Raw genomic sequence first — 20,998 nt, 5'->3', positions numbered from 1 at the left:
TCGCCTTACGGTGGAGCTGTGCGTAGATGTGATCAAGAGACAGGCCACGCCGGAGGTGCCGCAGCCCCCCGCCACGCCACCCTCGGCGCCGCCCGCCCCGACGCCGCAGGTGCCCTCCACCCCGGGGCCGGGCGTGCCGGAGATCACGCCGGACAGCGCGCCCGAGATCGCTCCGTCTTCGCCGCCGGAGGTGACGCCGCCCTCGCCATCGCCTATCCCTCCCAGCGTCAACCCCACGGCACGCCTTTGATCCAGTCCGAGAACCCCGCCGTCGTCCTGGCCAGCGCCTCGGCCTCCCGCACCGCCCTCCTCCGGGCGGCCGGGCTGCGCTTCGAGGCGGTGGCCGCCGCCGTGGACGAGGAAAGCATCAAGCTCAGCTGCCAGGCCGAGGGCATTCCGCCCGGCGAGGCGGCGATGATGCTGGCCGAGGCCAAGGCCCGCCGCGTCGCCGAGAGGCTGGCGCGGCAAGGCGCGCCGGACGTCCTGGTGATCGGCGGCGACCAGCTCCTCACCTGCCGGATGGAGGACGGGGAGCGCTGGTTCGACAAGCCGCGCGACCCGGGCGAGGTCCGCACCCATCTGGAGGCGCTGCGGAACCGCGAGCACCGGCTGCACACGGCGGTGCTGTGCTGGCGCAACGGGGTGCGGGTCTGGCAGCACCTCGCGGTCTCGCGCCTGACCATGCGGGATTTCTCGGATGCCTTCCTCGATGCCTATGTGGCGGAGGAAGGAGCCCAGGCCATGGCCTCGGTCGGCGCCTACCGGCTTGAAGGGCCGGGCATCCAGCTCTTCCGCAAGGTGGAGGGCGAGCACAGCGCCATCCTCGGCCTGCCTCTGCTCCCCCTGCTCGACTTCCTGCGCCAGCACGGCGTCCTGGGGCGCTGAGCCGGAGCCGGTTCGCCGGCCCGGGTTGGAAACCCCCGCCCCGCCTGTCATCGTTCTGTCATCTTGTGCCGTGAGACACCACCTCTCCCGGCCCCGGAGGACATGGAGGTGAAAGACAGGGATTGTATGGACTGAGCCTGCTGATCCAGCTCGCCGGCGAGGCGGCCCTGCTTCTCTACGGGCTGAGCCTCGTGCAGCGGGGGGTCGATCGCGCCTATGGCGCCCAGCTCCGCGAGGGACTGGGCCGCGCCCTGAGGGACCGCTGGCGGGCCTTCGCCGCCGGGCTGCTGGCCACCACCGCGCTGCAATCCTCCACCGCCGCCGGGCTGATGGTGGGCGGGCTGCACGCCGCCGGGGCGCTGGGGCTGGTGCCCGCCCTGGGCGCGATGCTGGGGGCCAATGTCGGCACGGCGCTGATCGCGCAGGTCCTGTCCTTCGACCTCCGTCCCGTCTTCCCGCTGGTCATCCTGCTCGGGTGGATGGCGTTCAAGCGCGGGAAGAAGGCGCGCACCCGCGATCTCGGCCGGGCCGCCATCGGGCTCGGCCTGATGCTCTGCGCCCTGTTCCTGCTGCTTTCCTCCATGCAGCCGGTGGAACATTCCGAGGGGCTGCGCCAGCTCCTCCACCTGCTGGAGGGTTCGCCGCCCGCCGCCGCCCTGCTGGCCGCGCTTCTGGCCTGGGCGACGCATTCCTCGCTGGCCGCCGTGCTGCTGGTGGGCTCGCTGGCCTCCACCGGCGTCATCGGCGCGGAAGCGGCGGTGGCCATGGTGGCCGGCGCCAACCTGGGCGGGTCCGTGCCGCCGCTCCTCGCCGCCCGCCATGGCGCCCGCGGCGGCGGCACGGACCCGGCCGGCCTGCGCCTGCCGGTGGGCAACCTGTTGAACCGCCTCGCCGGGGCGGTGCTGGTGCTGGCGCTGCTGCCGCAGGTCACGGCCCTGCTTTCCGCCGCGCCGGGCCGGCTGGTGGCGGACGCGCATCTCGGCTTCAACCTCGTGATGGCGGCACTGTTCCTGCCGCTGCTGGACCCGCTGTCGAGGCTGCTGCGCCGGATGCTTCCGGACCTGCCGCCGGAGCGCAATCCCGGCGCGCCGCGCTACCTCGACGAAGGGGCGCTCGCCACGCCGCCGGTCGCGCTCGCCAATGCGGCGCGGGAGGTGCTGCGCATGGCCGATACGCTGGAGACCATGCTGCGCGATGCCGGGGAGGCGCTGCGCCGCGCCGACCGGGACGAGGCCCGGGCGGTGGGGCGGCTGGACGATGTGCTGGACCGGCTGCACGGCGCCGTCCACGCCTATCTCGCCCGGCTGCCGCAGGAGGACCTGCCGGAGGCGGAAGCCCGGCGCCTCGCCGAGATCCGCGCCTTCGCCATCGCGCTGGAACATGCGGGCGATGCCGTCTCCCGCAACCTGTCCAAGCACGCCGCCCGTCGTGCCCGCCGGGGCATCCCGCTCTCGCCGGAGGATCTCCGGGTGCTGGAGGCGCAGACCGGCCGCCTGCTGGCGCAGCTCCGCCTCGCCGTCGCCGTCTTCCTGCACGAGGATGCGGAGGCGGCCCGGCAGCTGGTGCGCGAGAAGGAGGCCTGGCGTTCGGCGGAACGGGAGGCCACCGACCATCTGGTGGAGGCCAGCCCCGCCGGTTCCGTCGCGGCCAGCCTGGTGCTGGACGTGACGCGCGACCTGAAGCGGATCGGCGCGCACCTGGCCGGCATCGCCTATCCCCTGCTGGAGCGTCAGGGCGAGTTGCGTTCCACCCGCCTCCGCGCCCCATCTGTGACGGCAGGGGAGTAGCAGCGCCTCGCGGCCCGTCCCCCGGGTGGGCGGATCGCGGGTCCGGGGAGGCCGGTGCGGTCCCTCCCCGGCAGCCTGCCCGTCGGCCGCGCGCCTCTCATGCCCCCCGAGCAAGGGGAGGGCCATGGAACCACGCTTTCCATTCGCTTATATGTGGAAAATACCGTCACGCCGCGTTCTTGCGCGGTTCGACGCCTCCATTTCGCGGAACCCCCCGATGTCCGCCACGACCCTGGCACCCTCCGCCGGCCTCGGCATCCAGCGCCCGGCAGCCCTGCTGGCCGGTGCCGCGCTCCTCCTCGGTGCGCTGCTGATCGGACAGGCCGTCAGCCCGCACCAAGCCCTGCTCTACCTGCTCGGCGCCGCGCTGGGGCTGGTGCTCTACCATGCCGCCTTCGGCTTCACCTCCGCCTGGAGGGTCTTCATCGCCGACCGGCGTGGCGAAGGGCTGCGCGCCCAGATGGTCATGCTGGCCCTGGCAACGGTCCTGTTCTTCCCCGTCCTGGCCTCCGGCAGCCTGTTCGGACAGCCCGTCTCCGGCCTGGTCTCCCCGGCCGGGACCTCGGTGGTGGTGGGCGCCTTCCTCTTCGGCATCGGCATGCAGATGGGCGGCGGCTGCGCCTCCGGCACGCTCTACACCGTGGGCGGCGGCTCCATGCGCATGGTGATCACCCTCGCCGCCTTCATCGCCGGCTCCGCCATCGGCGCGGCGCATCTCCACTGGTGGGCGGCGCTGCCCAGCCTGCCGCGCCTCTCCATCGTCCAGCTCTGGGGCCCCTGGGCCGCCATGGCGGTGCAGCTCGCAGCCTTCGCCGCCATCGCCGCCGTGACGGTGGTACTGGAGCGGCGGCGCCACGGCGTCCTGGCCACCCGTCCGGCCGCGCCGCGCCAAGGGCTGGCCCGCTTCACCTGTGGTCCCTGGCCGCTGCTGGCCGGGGCGGTGGCGCTGGCCCTGCTGAACTTCGCGACCCTGGCCCTGGCCGGGCGTCCCTGGGGCATCACCTCCGCCTTCGCGCTCTGGGGCTCCAAGGCGGCGCTCGCCCTGGGCTTCGGCGTGGATGCCTGGCCCTTCTGGTCCACGCCCGCGGCCCAGGCGCAGTTGCATGGCAGCGTGCTGGCCGAGGTCACCTCGGTGATGGACTTCGGCATCATCCTGGGCGCCCTGCTCGCGGCTGCCCTGGCCGGGCGCTTCGCCCCCACCTGGCGCGTGCCGCTGCGCTCCGCCCTGGCGGCGGTGGTGGGCGGGCTGCTGCTCGGCTACGGCGCGCGCCTGGCCTATGGCTGCAACATCGGCGCCTACTTCTCCGGCATCGCCTCCGGCAGCCTGCATGGCTGGGTCTGGCTCGTCGCCGCCTTCGCCGGCAACGTCCTCGGCACCCGGCTACGACCGCTTTTCGGCCTGGAGGTCGAGCGGACGCCGCGCCTCGCCGGCTGCTGAGAGGGTACTTCCGCCGTCCCGCGTCCCGGGGGAAAGGCGCTGCCTTTCCCCCGAACCCCCACTCCGCCAGGACCCTGCGGGCCCTGGACCCGATGGGTTGGCTCTGGCTGCCGACCGGATCGCGCCGGAGAGCATGGCTCTCCGGCGGACTGCCCGTGCCACCAGCGCGGACAAGGTGTCTTTTCTTCTTCCGGGAGCCCCGCGTCTCCACCTGCTCCCGGGGATCAGGCCGGAAACCAACGGCAGCCACCGGCACCCACTCAAGCCCGGGGTCCGGGGACCGGCTTCGGTCCCCGGCGGAGAGGGGGTCCGGGGCGAGAGGCGGCGCCTCTCCCCCGGGGCCGGCCATTGGAGCGGAACGGCCAAGGGAAACCGCCGGGGCGCATGGGACGGAGATGCGCGAGAGCATCCATTCCGCCGCCCGGCGATCTGGTCTAATCCATCGGCCGTGAGCGACACCCTGGCCCCTCTCCCGAGCGTGGAACACCAGCGCGCCGTCTTCGCGGACGGGCTGGCGCTGGATTGCGGCATGACCATCGCGCCCATGGCGGTGGCCTATCGCACCTATGGGCGGCTGAATGCCGACGCTTCCAACGCGATCCTGATCTGCCATGCCCTGACCGGCGACCAGTACGTGGCCGAGCCGCATCCGGTGACCGGCCGCGACGGCTGGTGGAAGGGCGTGGTCGGGCCGGGCGACGCGATCGACACGGACCGCTTCTTCGTCATCTGCGCCAATGTGCTGGGCGGCTGCATGGGCTCCACCGGCCCGCGCGAGGAGATGACGGATGCCGAGGGGCGTGGGCTGGGCCGGCCCTGGGGCACGGATTTTCCCGCCGTCACCATCCGCGACATGGTGCGGGCCCAGGCCAGGCTGGTCGAGCATCTGGGGATCACCCGCCTCCTCGCCGTGGTCGGCGGCTCGATGGGCGGGATGCAGGCGCTGGAATGGGCGGCGACCTTCCCCGGGCGCGTCTTCGCCTGCGTGGCCATCGCCACCGCCGCGCACCACTCGGCGCAGAACATCGCCTTCGACGAGGTGGGCCGCGCCGCCATCCATTCCGACCCGGACTGGAAGGGCGGCCGCTACTGGGAGGATGGCCGGATTCCGGCGCGTGGCCTGAGCGTGGCGCGCATGGTGGCGCACATCACCTATCTGTCCGAGGCCGCGCTGGCCCGGAAGTTCGGCCGCCGCCTCCAGGGCGCCAAGGCGCTGACCTTTCTGGAGGACGTGTTCCAGGTGGAAAGCTACCTGCGACACCAGGGTTCGACCTTCGTGCGCCGCTTCGACGCCAATTCCTACCTGACCATCACCCGGGCGATGGACTACTTCGACCTTTCCGCGGAACATGGCGGGGACCTGTCGCTCGCCTTCCAGGGCACGCAGACGCGCTTCCTGCTCACCTCCTTCACCTCCGACTGGCTCTTCCCGACCGAGGAAGCGCGCGAGATCGTGCGGGCGCTGAACAAGGCGGCGGCCAATGTCTCCTTTCTGGAGATCGCCTCCGACAAGGGCCACGACGCCTTCCTGCTGGACGAGCCCGAGTTCCGCCACACGCTGCGCGGCTTCCTCCGCGGCGCGGCGGAGCGGCTCGGCGTCTGATACGCCCGGCGGCCATCGCCTGCTGGCTTTGGCGTTGTACCCGTGGCGACCCCCGGGGGAGGCTCCGCCTGCCCCCGGAACCCCTACCGCTGGGGGAATAGTATTCCCCCAGACCCCGCCTTGGGTTGGCCCGGGGTGGCAAGGTGAGCCTTCCGCCCAATCCGTTGGCGCAGGTGGATCGGCGGGGCTCCCGAAAAGAGGAAAAGACACCGTGTCCGCGCTGGTGACACCGGCGTCAGACAGAACCAACGAAAACGGGTCCAGGGCACGCAGTGTCCTGGCGGAGTGGGGGTTTGGGGGCGAGGCGGAGCCTTGCCCCCGAAGGACGCCGGAACCCATGGCGAACCGGCCGAGGTTCAGCCTCCCGGCCGGCCCATGACCTCCGCCGCCGGGTCCTGCGGCTTGGGGGGCGTGGCGGCGGCCCGGGCGCGGCGGGTGTGCCAGGCTTCCATGAGCTGCATCACCGTGGCGGCGGTTTCCTCGATGGAGCGGCGGGTGACATCGATCACCGGCCAGCCGCGCGAGGTGCAGAGGCGGCGCGCCGCCAGGATCTCGGCCTTCACCGCCTCCTGGTCCACATAGTCCGTGCTGTCCTGCCGCACCCCGGCGCCGCCGATCAGCTTGAGGCGGTGGCGGCGGATCTCGATCAGCGAATGCACGTCTATGGTCAGGCCGATCACCGGGCAGGGCGGGTCGCCCAGCTCCTCCGGCAGGGGCGCGCCGGGGACGATGGGAACGTTGGCGGCCTTGATGCCCCGGTTGGCGAGGTAGAAACAGGTCGGGGTCTTGGAGGAGCGGGAAACGCCCACGAGGCAGACATCGGCCTCGTGGATGCCCGCCGTGCCCTGCCCGTCATCATGCGCCAGCACGTAGTGCATCGCGTCGATGCGGCGGAAATAATCCGCGTCCAGCACGTGCTGGGCGGCCCGCTTCTCCCGCGCGTGCTCGCCGATCTCCGTCTGCAGGAGCTCCAGCGTCTGGTCCAGCACGGACAGGCTGCGCACTCCCAGCCGACCGCAGAACTCCTCCAGGCTGTGCCGGATGGAACGGTCGGCGATGGTGAAGAGCACCGGGCCGGGCTCGGCCTGGATGCCTTCCAGCACCTGTTCGAGCTGGAAGCGGGACCGGACCAGGAACCAGCGGTGCTGGAGGCAATGGGGATCCTCGAAGCGTGCCAAGGTGGCGCGGGCCATGGAGGCCAGCGTCTCGCCGGTGCTGTCGGAAACCAGGTGCAGGTTGATGGCGCGGGTGGGCATGGACCCCACTGTGAAGCGGTGGAGGGAAGCGGGGAAGATGGTGCATCCGGTGGAAAACTTTCCGTTCCGACTCATGCCCTGGGAGAGTCGGGGATGGCGAGTCACATTCCATGCCGGGGAGGACGAATGAGTCATAGGCATGGTGTGACTCCGGGACCGAGTCAGCGACTCGCCCTGACTCGGCGAGTCACGCTGACTCGGCGGCTGTGGAAAACTCCGCCGTGAGTCTGTGGACGCCCTGCATCCCCTTTATCCACAGGCCCTACAGACCACCTCATCTCTTCTCTGACTCCTATTTTCGAGTGAGAAGGAGCCATGGACATGCCGGACAAGCCCTTCCTCCGAGCCCTGGCTGGCGAAGCCGTCTGGCCGCCCCCGCTCTGGCTGATGCGCCAGGCCGGCCGCTACCTGCCCGAATACCGGGAGGTCCGGGCCCTGGCCGGGGACTTCGTGAGTCTCTGCACCAACCCTGAACTGGCGACGGAGGTGACCCTCCAGCCGCTCCGGCGCTATGGCTTCGACGCGGCCATCCTATTCAGCGATATCCTGATGGTGCCCTGGGCGCTGGGGCAGCCGCTGCGCTTCGCCGAGGGCGAGGGCCCGCTGCTGGAACCGCTGCGCGATGCCGAGGCGATCGCCGGGCTGCGGCCGGAAGGCTTCCTGGAGCGGGCGAGGCCCATCTTCGAGACGGTCGCGCTGCTCAGCGCCACCCTGGCGGTGCAGCACCAGCGCACCGCCCTGATCGGCTTCGCCGGGGCGCCCTGGACGGTGGCCTGCTACATGGTGGAGGGCCGCGGCGGCGGCGAGTTCGTCCATGCACGCCGCATGGCCTTCGGCGATCCGCTGCTGTTCGGGCGACTCATCCGCACCCTGACCGAGGCGACGGCGGAATACCTGCTGGCCCAGGTCCGGGCCGGGGCCGAGGCGCTCATGCTCTTCGACAGCTGGGCCGGCCTGCTGCCGCCCTCGCAGTTCCGCCGCTGGGTGATCGAGCCGACGGGCGAGCTGGTGCGGCGCCTGCGCAAGCAGCTTCCGCCCGGCTTCCCGATCATCGGCTTTCCGCGCATGGCCGGGCCGATGCTGGTGGAATACGCCGCGCGGGCCGGGGTGCAGGCGGTCGGGATGGACACGGCCATGGACCCGCGCTGGGCGGCGGCGAACCTGCCGCCGGGGCTGGCGCTGCAAGGCAATCTCGACCCGCAGGCCCTGGTCGCGGGCGGGGCGGCGCTGGAGGCGGAGGCGCGCTCCCTGATGGCGGCGATGCGGAACAGGCCCTACGTCTTCAACCTCGGACATGGGATCGTGCCGCAGACGCCGCCGGAGAACGTGGCCGCCCTGGTGCGCATGGTGCGCGCCGCCGTCTGATGCCCGAACGGCTCCTTGTCCTGGAACGCTGGGTGCTGGAGCGCTGGCGTGGCCGGCCCCTGCTGGTCTGGGGCACCAGCCTGCTGCTCGTCGCGGCCGGGCTGGGGCTGCGGCTGGCGCTGAACGGCGTCATGACGCCGGGCAGCTATCCGCTCGTCACCTTCCTGCCGGCGGTGCTGATCGCCGCCATGATGGGCGGCTTCTGGCCCGGCCTGACCGCCACGGTGCTGTCCTGCCTGCTATCCTGGTTCTTCCTGCTGGACCCGGTGGGCAGTTTCCGGATCCTGGACACCGAGCACGTGCTGGGGCTGGTGCTGTTCTTCGCTGTTTCCCTGCTGAACAGCATTCTCGTCGAGCTGCTGCACCAGAGCCTGAGGACCGCGCAGGCGGCGCGGCGGAAGGCCGAGGCACTGGCGGCGGAACTGGAGCGCCGCGTCGCGGAACGGACACAGGCGCTGGAGGCCGAGCAGCAGGACAGGCGGCGTGCCGAGGAGGCTCTGGCCCAGGCGCGGCACATGGAGTCCCTGGGCCGGCTGACCGGCGGGATCGCGCACGACTTCAACAACCTGCTGACCGTGGTGATCGGACAGGCGGACCGGATCATCGCCGCGACGCCCGACGAGCGGCTGCGCGGCATGGCCCGCCTGGCCCGCCGGGCAGCCGAGCGCGGGGCGGATCTGACGCGGCAGCTCCTGGCCTTCTCGCGTCGGCAGGTGCTGCAGCCGCGTTCCCTCGACATGGCACAGGTCCTGCCGGCGCTGCGGGAACTGATCGCCCGCACCATCGGCGATACCATCGCCGTGACAGCGGAGGCGGCACCCGGACTCTGGATGGTGCGGACCGACCCGGCGCAGTTCGAGAGCGCGATCCTGAACCTCGCCATCAATGCCCGCGACGCTATGCCGGAGGGCGGCACTCTGCGCCTGCGGGCCGCCAACCTGCCGCTCGCCGCGCCGCAGGCACGGGAGCTCCGGCTGGAGCCCGGCAACTACGTGGCGCTGCAGGTGACGGATACGGGGCATGGCATGGACGAGACGACCCTCGCCCATGCCTTCGAGCCCTTCTTCACGACCAGGCCGGTCGGAAGCGGCAGCGGCCTCGGGCTGGCGCAGGCCTATGGCTTCGTGCGCCAGTCGGGCGGGTCGATCACCATCGAAAGCCTGCCCGGGCGCGGCACCAGCCTGACCCTCTACCTGCCGTGGGCGGACGGAACGGAGACAGCGGAACCTCCGTCCGGACCAGGCGAGGCCGGCCCGGCCCCAGCTGGGGAACAGGTGCCTGCCGCATCCCTCCAGCCCATGCGCGGCGGGCGCACCGTCCTGCTGGTCGAGGACCAGTCCGACCTGCGCCGGATGATGGAGGAGACCCTGCACGAGGCCGGGTGGCGGGTACGGGCCGTGGCCGATGGCGCCGGGGCGCTGGAAGCCCTGCGCTCCTTTCTCCCCGACCTGCTGCTGACCGATATGGCCCTGCCCGGCGGCGTCAGCGGGACCGAGCTGGGGCGCTATCTCTGCGGCCGCTGTCCCGGGGCCCGGGTGCTGCTGATGTCGGGCCTCCAGGACCGTGACGTGGAGGGCACGGGCTTCCCCTTCCTCCGGAAGCCTTTCGGCCGTGATGAACTACTCAGGGTTGTTTCTATTGTCTTGAATGACGCATTGCGGGAAACTCCCCCCAATGGGGATTTCTCTGCCACGACAGCCGATTGACCGTCCGGGCGGCGTGGATGACATCCTCGTCGCCATGCGAAACACCCTGCTCCTTTCCCTGGCGGGACTGGCCCTCCTCCTGTCCCCCGCCAATGCCCAGACGGGGTCCCAGCCGGCGGCCCCGGCCGAGGCCGGCTCTCCCTTCCGCATCGTCAACCGCACCGGCGCGGAGGCCACGCAGCTCTTCGCCGTCCGCTCCGGCCGTCCCGACTGGGGCGGCAACCTGCTGAAGGGGCCCCTGGCACCCGAGGCCGCCTATACGCTGCGCCCTGCCGCCGCTGCGGGCTGCCGCTTCGACATCCGGCTGGTGGCGCCCGATGGCCGGGAAGCGGTCCAGCGCGGCCAGGACATCTGCGCCGGCGACCGCACCGTCACCCTGTCCGGCCTCGCCAGGCCCGCCGCCCCGACCCCGCCCGAGGCACAGCCCAAACCCGGCGCACGGGCCTCCTCCGGCACGGGCTTCCTGGTGGCACGGGAGCGGGTGATGACCAACCGCCACGTCATCAACGGCTGCGACCGCGTGCTGGTGCGCGCCCCCGACGGCCGCAACTTCGCCGCGGTGCCGCCAGCCAAGGTGGATGCGAAGCTGGACCTCGCGCTGATCGCCGTGCCGGGACTGGACGGTCCCCCCATACGCTTCCGCACCGAGCCGGTGCGGCGGGGGGATGGCGTCGTCGCCTACGGCTTCCCGCTGACCGGCCTACTGTCCTCCGACCCCAAGCTCACGCGCGGCGAGGTCAACGGGCTGAACGGCCTGGGCAACGACCCGAACCAGTTCCAGATCAGCGCGCCGGTGCAGCCGGGCAATTCCGGCGGGCCGCTGCTGGACATGCGGGGCGAGCTGCTGGGCGTCGTCGTCTCCAAGCTGAACGCCGAGGTCGTGGCCAAGCGCACCGGCGACATCGCGCAGAACATCAACTTCGCCGTGAAGGGGGAGCGGGCGGCCGCCTTCCTCCAGGCTTCCGGCATCGAGCCCCTGCGCGGCGAGGGTGGCCCCGACCGCGGCGTCGCGGATGTGGGCGAGATCGCCAACCGTTCCACCGTCTTCATCCGCTGCGAGAAAGGCTAGAGGCAAGATGCCCCATGTGCTGATCATGCGTCCCATCCACGACGATGCCATCGCGCTGCTGGAAGCGGCGCCGGGCGTGACCGTGGAGGTCGTCCACAAGCTGACGAAGGAAGCCATGGACGCGGCGCTGCCGCGGGCCAACGGCATCATCGTCCGCACCAACGTGGTCGACGGGGCCATGGCGGCGCAGGCGCCGGGGCTGCGGATCGTGGCCCGCCACGGCGTGGGCTACGACCTGATCGACATCCCCGGCATGACCCAGCGCGGCGTGGTGGTCACCATCACGCCGGAGGCCAATGCCGGCAGCGTGGCCGAGCATACGCTGATGCTCATGCTCGCCTGCGCCCGCCGCACCGTGCAGTACGATGCCCGGGTGCGCGACCTGAACTGGGGCGTGGTGCCGGAACTGCCGACGCATGACATCGCCGGGCGCACCGTGCTGATCCTGGGCTTCGGCCGCATCGGCACCCGCGTGGCGCGGCTCTGCGCCGCCTTCGGCCTGAACGTGCTGGTCTACGATCCCTTCATCCCCGTCGGCACCATCCGGGGCTCCGGCTACGAGGCGGTGGTGGACCTCCGCGACGGGCTGGCCGTGGCGGATATCGTCACGCTGCACTGCCCTTCCTCCGCCGAGACGCGGGGCCTGGTGAATGCGGATTTCCTTGGCGCCATGAAGCGCGGCGCCTTCTTCATCAACGCCGCGCGCGGCAAGCTGGTGGAGGAAGCGGCCCTGGCCGAGGCCCTGCGCAGCGGCCAGGTCGCCATGGCCGGCATCGACGTGCTCTACGACGAGCCCGTCTCGGCCACCAACCCGTTGCTGGACGCGCCGAACTGCATCTTCTCGCCCCACACCGCCGCCAGCAGCCACGAAGGCACCCGCCGCATGGCCCTCTCGGCCGCCCAGAGCGTGCTCGACTGCTTCCACGACCGCCTGCCCGCCGACGTCATCGTCAACCCCGAGGCCCTGCAACGCCGCCCGGCCCTGGCGGTCGCGGGCTGAATGATCGGACCGGGGCCAGAGGGGCTCTGCCCCTCTGGACACCCCGCCAAGGGACATCAGTCCCTTGGCACCCTGTGAGCGCTCCGCGAGGAGGGGGAACAGGAGCCGGTCGCCGGATGGTACGACGGCGGTCGAAGCCCCCTCCTTCAGCAAAGGGTCCGGGAGGCAGCGCCCCCCGGTTCCCAGCTCCGATCACCCCAGCCCGAGCGTGCCGCGAAGGCGGGACAGGTCCTCGGCCAGGGTGGTGATGGGGGCCTGGAGGGCGTTGCGGTCGGCGGGGGTGAGTTTCTCGTAGTTCTCGAAGCCGCCATCCTTGGTGCGGTACTTGGCGAGGATGGCTTCCACCTGCGTGAAGTTGGCATCGACCTTGGACAGCAGGGCGGGGTCGGCCTTCTTCAGCTGCGGCGTCAGCAGCTCCACGATCTTGCGGGCGCCTTCGACATTGGCGTTGAAGTCCCACAGGTCCGTGCCGCTGTAGCGGTCCTCCTCGCCGGAAATCTTGGTGGCCGCGACCTCCTCGATCAGCGCAGCGGCGCCGCCCACCACTTTCTCGGGCGGGGTGGTCAGGCCGCGGATGCGGGTTTCCAGCTCCTGCACATCGGCGAGCAGCTTGTCGGCGAAGGGCGCCAGCCCCTCGGTCGAGTTCTTCGCGAAGAGGCCGTATTCCAGGCGGTGGAAGCCGGTGAAGCCCGTGTCCTTTTCGCCCTCGTCATGGTCGTCGGCACGGGAATCGATGCTCTTGTCGAGGTCGTCGAAAAGCTCCGCGATCGGCTCGATGCGCTCGTAATGCGCGCGGGCCGGCGCATAGAGGGCGCGGGCCTTGGCGAGGTCCCCGGCCTTGATCGCCTCGGTGAAGCTGCGTGTCTGGCGGATGAGCTGCCGCACCTCGCCCAGCACATAGATCTTGTACTGCGCGATCGGCTCGGCGAGGTCGAGCGGCGAGGCCGGCGGGGCTGCCCGGGCGGCGCGCGACAGGCCCGGCAGCGCCAGGGGCAGGGCCAGGGGCAGGGCCAGCGCCATGGCGTTGGCAAGGAGGCGGCGCCGGGTGGGAACGGCGATGGGCGGCATGGTCCGGAATTCCTCGGTTGAGCGGGGGACGGATGGCGGCGTCAGGCAGCTTCGATCAGCCCCTGGCCGAGATACCGGCCGGGGTCCGGCACGCCGGGCAGGGCGAAGAAATAGCCGCCGCCGGTGGGCTTGATGTATTCCTCCAACGGCTCGCCGTTCAGGCGTTCCTGCACGGCGATGAAGCCGCGCCTGAGGTTGCGCTGGAAGCAGATGAAGAGCAGCCCCATGTCGAGCTGCCCGGCGCGCGTGACCCCCCGGTCATAGTTGAAGGGCCGGCGCAGGATCAGGCTGTCGGCGGTTTCCGGCGTGCGCGGATTGGCCAGCCGGATATGGGCATCGAGGGGGATGCGCTTCCCCTCGGCATCGGCGGCGTAGTCGGGGATGTCATGCTCCCGCTCCAGGCCGAGTGGCGCGCCCTCCCGCTTGTCGCGGCCGAAGATCTGCTGCTGTTCCTGCAAGGGGGTGCGGTCCCAGCGCTCCACGAAGTTCCGGATGATCCGCACCACCTGGTAGCTGCCGCCCCGTGCCCAGGCAGGCTCGCCATCCTCCGGCCCCACCCAGATATGGCGCTCCATGAGGGCGGGGTCGGTGGGATCGAGGTTGGCGGTGCCGTCCTTGAAACCCAGCAGGTTGCGCGGCGTCTGGCGTGGGGCCTGGCCACCGCTGGCGGGCGGCAGCGTGCCGTCGAGCCTCCAACGCAGGCGCAGCAGGTCGGGCGCCGCCTTGATGATGTCGCGCAGGGCGTGGATCGTGCTCTGCGGCGTGTTGGCGCAGACCTGGAGGAGCAGGTCGCCATGGCACCAGTCGCGTTCCAGCGCGTCATTGGGGAAGCGCCGCATGACCTCCAGATGCACGGGCTTCCGCGCGGCGAGGCCATAGCGGCCGTCGAAGAGCGAGGCACCCAGCGCCACGGTGACGGTCAGCCCATCCGGAACGATCTCCGGTCCCAGGATTCCGGAATCCGCCGGCGGAAAGCGCGGGTCGGCCTCAGGCGGCGTGCCGCCTGCCATCAGGAAGGCGATCCGTCCCGTCAGCAGGCGGAAAAGGCGCTCCAGCCCGGCGCGGTCGGGTGCGAGCACGTCGAAGGCGGCAACCATGCCGGCGGCAGGCGGCGGGTTGAGGATGCCCGGCTGGTGCGACCCGTGGAAGGCGACGGCCTGCCGTGCCTCGGCCGCGTCGCGCCCGGGCGGCTCCTGCATCAGCGGTGCCGCGACAGCCGTGGTCGCGAGCCCGGCACCGCCCGCCAGCCCCAGAAGCAGGCCGCGCCGCCCGGCGGCAAAGGGGCAGGAATTCCGTGTCATGCCGGTCCCATCCGGTCTGCGTGAAACTGCATCTCAGTCGGTCTCCAACTGCCGGCCCAGCCTTTCGAGATCTGCGGCCAGAATGGGAAAGGCGCTCCGGTTCCCCTTCCCCGCCTCGGCAAGCGAGCGGTCGAGGCTGGCCTGTAGCTCCGGGTCCAGCCGGATGGCGAGCGACCGCAGCAGGGAAACGACGCGCCCGACACCATCCAGCGAGGCGGGTGTGATGGCGTCCGGACCGCGCAGCGACCGTGATGCTCCCGCCGCCATGGACGCGGGCGTGATGCGGGCGTCGCCGATCCGTGCGAAGAGGGCCCCGCTATCCGCTCGCAGGCGCGCCAGTGTTTCCAGTGTTTCACGTGGGACATCGGCGCCGCCCGATCCGGCAACCGGCAGTGAGGCCGTCAGCCGGGCAAGCCCGCTCGACACCGAGGCCAGAGCTTCCCGGGCCTCGGGCAGAAGCTGGAGGGCCGGCAGGAGCTGGTCGCGGGCCTGGCCTGCCTCGGCGATCAGCCGCCCGGCCTGCGCCGTGTCGCCCTTGTCCAGCGCCTCGCCCAGGTCCTCCACAGCCTCCTGCATGGCCATGACCTGGAGGGTGACATGGACCTTGTACTCGGCCATGGGGGCGAGCAGGTCGCGGGGCTCCGGGCGCCAGGGTGCGCTGGCCGCGGCGGGCAGCACGGTCAGCCGGCCGCGCGGATTGCTGAGGCGGCCGCAGGTGATGGCATAGGTGCCCGGCTCCAGCCGCGCCGTCAGCCCCTGGGTGAGCCCGGGAGCGATGTTCTCCCGCTCCTCCAACACCATCACGCCGTCCAGGATCTCCCATTCCAGGGCACGGTCGCTGCGGTTGACGATGCGGAAGGCAGTGCGTCCGGCGGGAATGCTGAACTCGCCGGGCTCGCAGCCCCGCTCCGTGATGGCCACGGTGATGCTGTGCGCCTCCCCTGCCCCGGCCTCGCGGCGTTCCAGCCGCAGCGAGGCGGCGCCGAGGCCCAGCACCGCCAGGGCCAGCAGGGCCATGAGGCCCAGCACGGGCTTCAGCCGTGGCGGCGCCGGGGCCACGCCGGCCGGCACGGCCTGCCGCGCCGGCGAGGGAATGGCGGAAGCACCGGCCATGGGCCTCAGGAAGAGCGGCAGGGTGACAGCGAGGAAGACCAGATAGACCAGCACCTCTCCCAGGGCCGGGCGGTCGCTGTAGCCGAGCAGACCGGCCAGCACCGACCCTGCCACGCCATCGGCGGGCAGGATGTCGCTCAGATCGAAGACCGTCGCCTGGAGGCCGTTCCACAGCCCGGCCTCGTGCAGCGCGCGCAGCGAGCCCGCCAGGAGCCCGGCCGCCACCAGCAGGATCAGCACGCCGCTCCAGCGGAAGAAGCGCCGCAGGTCGAGCCTCAGTCCGCCCCAGGTGATGGCGACGCCCACCGCGACGGCGAGCAGCAGCCCGGCCAGGGCGCCGAGGGGCGCGGCCGGGCCGGGGCTCTGCCGCATGACGGCGAGCAGGAAGACCGCCGCCTCCAGCCCTTCACGCGCCACGGCCAGGAAGACCATGGCCAGCAAAGCGAAGCCACGCTTTTCCCCCATCAGCGCGGCGTCGATGCGATCCTGCATCTCCGCCTTCACCGAACGGGCGGCCCGCCTCATCCAGAAGACCATGGCGGTGAGCATGCCGACGGCGGCCAGGCCCACCACGGCCTCGAAGATCTCCTGACCGCGCTGCGGGAACTCGGCGCTCAGCAGCTCCAGCGCCAGGCCCGCTCCCAGGCTGACCAGCACCCCTGCCCCGATGCCGAGCCAGACCAGGGGCAGCCATTCCCGCCGCCCGGTACGGCCGAGATAGCCCGCGACGAGGCCGATGATCAGGGCGGCTTCCAGCCCTTCCCGGAACATGATGAGGAATGGAACAAGCATGATGGTGCAGTCGAGCCCGGCGGAATGGCATCAGTTATCCGGCGCGGCAGGTGCCTCGCATAGGGCCTGTCAGGCTCGGTTGCGCCGGATTATGCCATGATAAGAATGCAATTCATTATCATGTACGCATTTTAATCTTGGCGGCCCGCCGGCACCGGATCTCAGACCCGGATGCGGTTGGTCGGAACGACCCGCTTCCAGGCGGGCAGGAAGCGGCGCCACAGCAGCGCGTCGTGCTGGCGCTCCGGCAGGCCGGAAGCGATCCGCGCGATCTGCGCCCGGGTGAGCGGCGAACGCTCGCAGAAGAAGGGTGTCGGCGTGAAGCGTGAGAAGTAGCCGTAGTAGAGCGCCGAACGGTCGCCGCGCACCGGCGGGCGGCCGCGATGGTAGTTCTCCGCCGTCTCCGCGATCACCACCGTGCCGCGGCGGCCGGTGCAGGTGCGGATCGCCTTCTCCATCCCTTCCGGGCCGATACGGCGCTCCAGCTCCGCCTGGGGCAGGATGGCGGCCTGCCTGGGGCCACCCAGGCGCTCGCGGAAATCGGGGTGGACGATCTCGAAGGGGCCGTCCTGGGGGCCGACATCGCTGATGTAGACGGCGATCTTCAGCATGCGCCGGTCCTCGCGGTCGCGGTGCCAGATGCGCGGCCCGGCCTCGCGCCCATCGGCGGGGCTGTAGAAGTGGTCCGGCCCGTCATAGGCCACCGGGAGGCCCAGGTAGTTCTCCACCAGGTCCAGCAGGCGCGTGCCGAGTCCCCATTCCAGGATCGCCGGGAAATCCAGCAGGTCCTGCGCCGTCGCGGTGACGGTATGGCGGTGTGCATGTTCCGGCTGGCGGCGCCGTGCCGCGAGCCGGTCGGTCAGGGATGTGGCGCTGGCCAGCATCGCAGCCGTGCCTGGCAGGCCCAGTTCCTCCAGTGAGGTGACGCAGACGCCGTCCCGCAGGAGGGTTCGGAGAAGGGCCGCGTCCGCTGCGGAAAGCGCGGGAAGCTCGGGGAGATGAGCGGCACGCGCCCTGGCCTGCGCATCGCCCACGAGGCGGTCGGTCCAGGGCAGGCGCAACGCGCGGGCGGCGAGGTTGGAAGGCAGGCTCAGGCCGTGCTGCCGTGCCTTGTCCAGCCACCGGTGGATCCGGCCATGACCCCAGGGGCGGGAAATGCCGGCCTCTGCGGCACCGTTGGGGGCGGGGCTGAAATCCGCGTTCGGAAAGGCATGGCGCGGGCTCTGGACGAAACCCATTGTGGCAACCCCTGGTTGAAGCCTTTTGGCTTAGGAACTGCCTACTGATATACGATGTCCGAGATTTATATCAATATTTATACTATGTAATAAAATTCATACGAACCTGAAAGAAGGCATGGAAATCCTCGGAAAGCGGCACGTCCACCGTTCGGAACACGTGTCACTTTCCCGCGATGAACCACAGGCAAGCTCCTAAAGCCTTCTCCGGACCCCATCCAGGGCCGGCGGAGGGGGCCAGCCTGCACGCCGTGTCCCGGGAATTCCCCGTGTCCCGGGAAGCGGGGTGCCGTTCCATCATGGCCGGAAAGACGGATCGCCCCTGCCGCCCTTGGCCAGGGACGGCTACAGAGCCGGCATGTCCGAACCCCGCCTCCCCCTTCTCGTCACCCATAGTGGCAGCTTCCATTGCGACGAGGCCTTCGCCTATGTCGCGCTGCGCCTCGCGCTGGGGCTGCATGCTCCGGGCCACGACCATGTCCTGTTGCGCACCCGCGATGCGGGCCGCATCGCCGAAGGCGACGTGGTCTGGGATGTGGGGCTGGTCTATGACACGGCGGCGCAGCGGTTCGACCACCACCAGCGCGGTGCCCCGGTGCGGCCGGACGGCACGCCCTTCAGCTCCGCCGGGCTGGTCTGGCAGACCCATGGTGAGGCGGCGGTGCGCGCCCTGTTGCGGCCGGAGGATTCCGGCTTCGCCAAGGCCATCACGGCGGATCTCGATGCTTCCATGGTCCGCTTCATCGACGAGGTGGACAACGGCGTCGCCACCTCGCGCGGCAGCATGGACCTCGCCAGCCTGGTGAGCGACTGCAACCCGGCCTGGGACACGCCGGGCGCGGAGGACCAGGGTGCCGAGGACGCCGCCTTCCTGGAGGCCGTCGCCCTGGTCGAGGCAGTGCTGCGCCGCCGGGTCGAGGCCCAGCGCGCCCGCCTCGCCGCCGATGCCCAGGTCGTGGCGGCGCATGCGGCCTCCACCGACCGGCGCATCCTGGAACTCGACCGTCGCATGCCCTGGAAGAGCGCCGTCTTCCACCACGACCTGCCGGTGCTCTACGCCATCTATCCGGTGAACAACGGCAACTGGATGGTGGACACCATGCCGCCGGAGCCGAAATCCTTCGCCCAGCGCCTGCCCCTACCCGAGGCCTGGGCCGGGCTGCAGGACAAGGATCTCGCCGAAGCCTCGGGCGTGCCTGATGCCGTCTTCGTCCACCTGCGCCGCTTCATCGGCGCCGCCCGCTCCCGCCCCGGCGCCCTCGCCATGGCCCGCCGCGCCGTGGCCCTCGGGATGCCGGATGTCTGAATGGATCAGGCGTGTCGCTCCGGGAGGCTCTGCCTCCCGGACCCTTTGCTGAAGGAGGGGCCGCTCAGGGGATGGTATCCCCCCGAGACCCCGCCATGAGCGCTCCGCGAGGAGGGGGTTGTTCCGCCGGTATGCCATCCGGCGACCGGTGTCCTGTCCCCCCTCCTCGCGGAGCGCTCACAGGGTTCCAAGGGACTAACGTCCCTTGGCGGGGTGTCCAGAGGGGCGGAGCCCCTCTGGCCCCGGCCCGATCATCCCCTTCAATGCCCCGATGGTGCGCCGGCGATGGCGGTGCGGAGGCGGCTGGAGAGGGCGTCGATGGCGGCGACCATGACGAGGATGAGGACGACGATCATCGAGACGGCCGGCCATTCCAGGGTGCGGATCATTTCCGAGAGCATGAGGCCGATGCCGCCCGCGCCGACGATGCCGATGATGGAGGAGGAGCGGGTATTGGATTCGAACATGTAGAGCACCTGACCGGCCAGGACGGGCAGAACCTGCGGCAGCACGCCGTAGCGGATGCCGTGCAACCGGTTGCCGCCGGTGGAGGCGATGCCTTCCGCCGCCTTGCGGTCCACCGCCTCGATCGCCTCGGAATAGAGCTTGCCGAAGGTGCCGATATCGGAGGTGACGATGGCCAGCACCCCGGCGAAGGGGCCGAGGCCCACCACGCTGATCCAGATCAGCGCCCAGATCAGCGCGTCCACGCCGCGGACGCCGTCCAGCGCGCGGCGCGACAGGAAGTGCACCACGCGGTTGATGGTGGTGTTGCGCGCCGCGAGGAAGCCCAGCGGGATGGCCAGGATGGAGGCGACCAGCGTGCCGAGGAAGGCGATGGCGAGCGTCTCGGCCAGGAGCTGCAGCATCTGCACGAAGCGCGCCCAGGAACCCGGGTCGGGCGGCAGCATCAGCGTCAGGAAGTGCAGCATCTGCCCCATCCCGGCGAAGACGCGCAGCGGCGAGAGCTCCAGGCGCCAGATGCTGACGGCGAGGAGCGCCAGCGCCGCGGCGGTGATCGCCAGCGCCTGGATGCGGGAGGGCGGCATGCGCCGGAACGCAAGCGGGTGGCGGGCGACGAGGCCGGGAAGGTCCGCCAGCGCGGCGTTGCGGATGGCGCCGCTCATGCCTTCTGCTCCAGTCCGATGAGGTGGTGGCGCAGGCGCTCGGTCAGCATGTCGATCACCATCACGGCCAGGATGATCAGCAGCAGGATGGCCGAGACGTCGTTGTAGTAGAACTTGCGGATCGCCTCGAGCAGGTCCTGCCCGATGCCGCCCGCACCGACGAAGCCCAGCACGGCGGCCTGCCGCACGTTGATCTCGAAGCGCAGCAGCGCATAGCTGGCGAAGTTCGGCAGCACCTGCGGCAGGGCGCCGAAGCGCACCGCGGTGAGCCAGCCGCCGCCGGTGGAGCGGATGCCCTCGACCGGCCTCATGTCGATGTTCTCCACCACCTCGGTGCACATCTTGCCCAGCGCGCCGGCGGTGTGGATGGCGATGGCCAGCACGCCCGGCAGCGCGCCGAGGCCGAAGGCGATCACGAAGATCAGGGCGAAGACGATGTCGGGGACGGTGCGGCAGAATTCCAGCAGCCGCCGCGCCGTGCCGCGCAGCCAGGGCTGGCGCACGAGATTGGCGCTGGACACGAAGCAGAGCGCGAAGCCGGCCAACGCGCCCAGCAGCGTGCCGACATAGGCCATCAGCATCGTGTCGAACAGCAGCAGGCCCCATTTGCGAAGGCCCCAGAACCACTCGCCCGGGCTGGTCCAGACGCGCGCACCCGTGGTACTGCCCTCCAGCGTGGTGATGCGGTCGAAATAGCCGAAGAAGGCGCCGATATGCCGCCCGAGCTGGCCAGGATCGACCTCCGCCACCCAGGCGGAGACGAAGGCGAGCGCGGCGACGACCAGCAGCGCGAGCAGGAGCTGCCGGCGCCCTGCCCTGCGGCTCTGTGCGTAGTCGCCCATCAGGCCCGCGAGGCGCGGCTCCGGCAGGCGGGGCAGGGCGATGCTCATGTCAGTGGGACCCGTTCAGACGCGATCCCGCCCCGCTGGCCATGCCGGCGGGGC

17 protein-coding genes are annotated in these 20,998 nt (G+C 71.0%); 9 read left to right on the top strand and 8 right to left on the bottom strand.

Annotation, left to right across the window (positions count from 1 at the left end; all coding sequences use genetic code 11):
* Positions 1-231 (bottom strand): hypothetical protein (locus ROTAS13_RS25990; protein ID WP_371329169.1); only part of this gene is annotated, 231 nt, incomplete at its 3' end.
* 15 nt (positions 232-246) lie between these two features.
* Here ROTAS13_RS25990 and ROTAS13_RS01140 point away from each other — a divergent pair.
* From ROTAS13_RS01140 to ROTAS13_RS01125, 4 genes are all read left to right on the top strand, one after another.
* A complete protein-coding gene (locus ROTAS13_RS01140; RefSeq protein WP_075821313.1) occupies positions 247-885 on the top strand; it encodes a nucleoside triphosphate pyrophosphatase in 639 nt (212 codons plus the stop codon).
* A 122-nt stretch (positions 886-1,007) separates the two neighbouring features.
* Positions 1,008-2,672: a Na/Pi cotransporter family protein gene (locus ROTAS13_RS01135; RefSeq protein ID WP_075821312.1), complete on the top strand. Its 1,665-nt coding sequence runs from the start codon at positions 1,008-1,010 to the stop codon at positions 2,670-2,672.
* A 217-nt stretch (positions 2,673-2,889) separates the two neighbouring features.
* Positions 2,890-4,110, top strand: coding sequence for a YeeE/YedE family protein (locus ROTAS13_RS01130; protein ID WP_075821311.1), 1,221 nt, complete (start codon positions 2,890-2,892; stop codon positions 4,108-4,110).
* 448 nt (positions 4,111-4,558) lie between these two features.
* Positions 4,559-5,713: a homoserine O-acetyltransferase gene (locus tag ROTAS13_RS01125; protein ID WP_256371379.1), complete on the top strand. Its 1,155-nt coding sequence runs from the start codon at positions 4,559-4,561 to the stop codon at positions 5,711-5,713.
* A gap of 356 nt (positions 5,714-6,069) precedes the next feature.
* Here the strand turns inward: ROTAS13_RS01125 and ROTAS13_RS01120 are convergent, their stop codons facing one another.
* A complete protein-coding gene (locus ROTAS13_RS01120) occupies positions 6,070-6,969 on the bottom strand; it encodes a pyruvate, water dikinase regulatory protein (protein WP_051004831.1) in 900 nt (299 codons plus the stop codon).
* A 315-nt stretch (positions 6,970-7,284) separates the two neighbouring features.
* On the opposite strand from ROTAS13_RS01120, the gene hemE reads away from it, so the two are divergent.
* The 4 genes from hemE to ROTAS13_RS01100 are packed head-to-tail and all read left to right on the top strand — an operon-like array spanning position 7,285 to position 12,109.
* Entirely contained in the window at positions 7,285-8,334 is a 1,050-nt protein-coding gene (gene hemE / locus ROTAS13_RS01115) for a uroporphyrinogen decarboxylase (protein WP_075821310.1), read from the top strand.
* Positions 8,334-10,040, top strand: a complete 1,707-nt coding sequence (locus ROTAS13_RS01110; RefSeq protein WP_075821309.1) for a DUF4118 domain-containing protein — start codon at positions 8,334-8,336, stop codon at positions 10,038-10,040. The genes hemE and ROTAS13_RS01110 overlap by 1 nt, the downstream gene beginning before the upstream one ends.
* A gap of 34 nt (positions 10,041-10,074) precedes the next feature.
* On the top strand, positions 10,075-11,109 hold the full coding sequence (locus tag ROTAS13_RS01105) for a trypsin-like peptidase domain-containing protein (RefSeq protein ID WP_037250599.1): 1,035 nt from the start codon (positions 10,075-10,077) through the stop codon (positions 11,107-11,109).
* Between the two features lie 7 nt (positions 11,110-11,116).
* The gene (locus ROTAS13_RS01100) at positions 11,117-12,109 is read left to right on the top strand and encodes a hydroxyacid dehydrogenase (protein ID WP_019461110.1); all 993 of its coding nucleotides are present in this window, start codon (positions 11,117-11,119) and stop codon (positions 12,107-12,109) included.
* A gap of 192 nt (positions 12,110-12,301) precedes the next feature.
* On the opposite strand, the gene efeO is transcribed toward ROTAS13_RS01100, so the two are convergent.
* The 4 genes from efeO to ROTAS13_RS01080 form a co-directional block, all read right to left on the bottom strand.
* Positions 12,302-13,177: an iron uptake system protein EfeO gene (gene efeO / locus ROTAS13_RS01095; protein WP_099781792.1), complete on the bottom strand. Its 876-nt coding sequence runs from the start codon at positions 13,175-13,177 to the stop codon at positions 12,302-12,304.
* A gap of 41 nt (positions 13,178-13,218) precedes the next feature.
* On the bottom strand, positions 13,219-14,478 hold the full coding sequence (gene efeB, locus ROTAS13_RS01090; protein WP_058389514.1) for an iron uptake transporter deferrochelatase/peroxidase subunit: 1,260 nt from the start codon (positions 14,476-14,478) through the stop codon (positions 13,219-13,221).
* Positions 14,479-14,511: 33 nt separating this feature from the next.
* Complete coding sequence (gene efeU / locus ROTAS13_RS25985; protein WP_075821308.1) at positions 14,512-16,383, bottom strand: iron uptake transporter permease EfeU; 1,872 nt, start codon at positions 16,381-16,383, stop codon at positions 14,512-14,514.
* Between the two features lie 161 nt (positions 16,384-16,544).
* Positions 16,545-17,621, bottom strand: coding sequence for a hypothetical protein (locus tag ROTAS13_RS01080; protein WP_083755347.1), 1,077 nt, complete (start codon positions 17,619-17,621; stop codon positions 16,545-16,547).
* 358 nt (positions 17,622-17,979) lie between these two features.
* Between ROTAS13_RS01080 and ROTAS13_RS01075 the strand changes: the two genes are divergently transcribed.
* Positions 17,980-18,927 carry an MYG1 family protein gene (locus tag ROTAS13_RS01075; RefSeq protein WP_019461105.1) on the top strand — a complete coding sequence of 316 codons (948 nt, stop codon included), beginning with the start codon at positions 17,980-17,982 and terminating at the stop codon, positions 18,925-18,927.
* 260 nt (positions 18,928-19,187) lie between these two features.
* Here the strand turns inward: ROTAS13_RS01075 and phnE (ROTAS13_RS01070) are convergent, their stop codons facing one another.
* Together phnE (ROTAS13_RS01070) and phnE (ROTAS13_RS01065) are read right to left on the bottom strand one after the other, a co-directional pair.
* The gene (gene phnE, locus ROTAS13_RS01070) at positions 19,188-20,054 is read right to left on the bottom strand and encodes a phosphonate ABC transporter, permease protein PhnE (protein WP_075821307.1); all 867 of its coding nucleotides are present in this window, start codon (positions 20,052-20,054) and stop codon (positions 19,188-19,190) included.
* Positions 20,051-20,944 carry a phosphonate ABC transporter, permease protein PhnE gene (phnE, locus tag ROTAS13_RS01065; protein ID WP_058390033.1) on the bottom strand — a complete coding sequence of 298 codons (894 nt, stop codon included), beginning with the start codon at positions 20,942-20,944 and terminating at the stop codon, positions 20,051-20,053. The genes phnE (ROTAS13_RS01070) and phnE (ROTAS13_RS01065) overlap by 4 nt, the downstream gene beginning before the upstream one ends.
* Positions 20,945-20,998: the final 54 nt, after the last annotated feature.

Origin of the sequence: Roseomonas sp. TAS13, assembly GCF_001950415.1 — a bacterium.
Lineage (GTDB): Bacteria > Pseudomonadota > Alphaproteobacteria > Acetobacterales > Acetobacteraceae > Roseomonas > Roseomonas mucosa.
The sequence above is the reverse complement of the archived record's forward strand: the minus strand, read 5'-3'. Positions and strand labels throughout refer to the sequence as shown.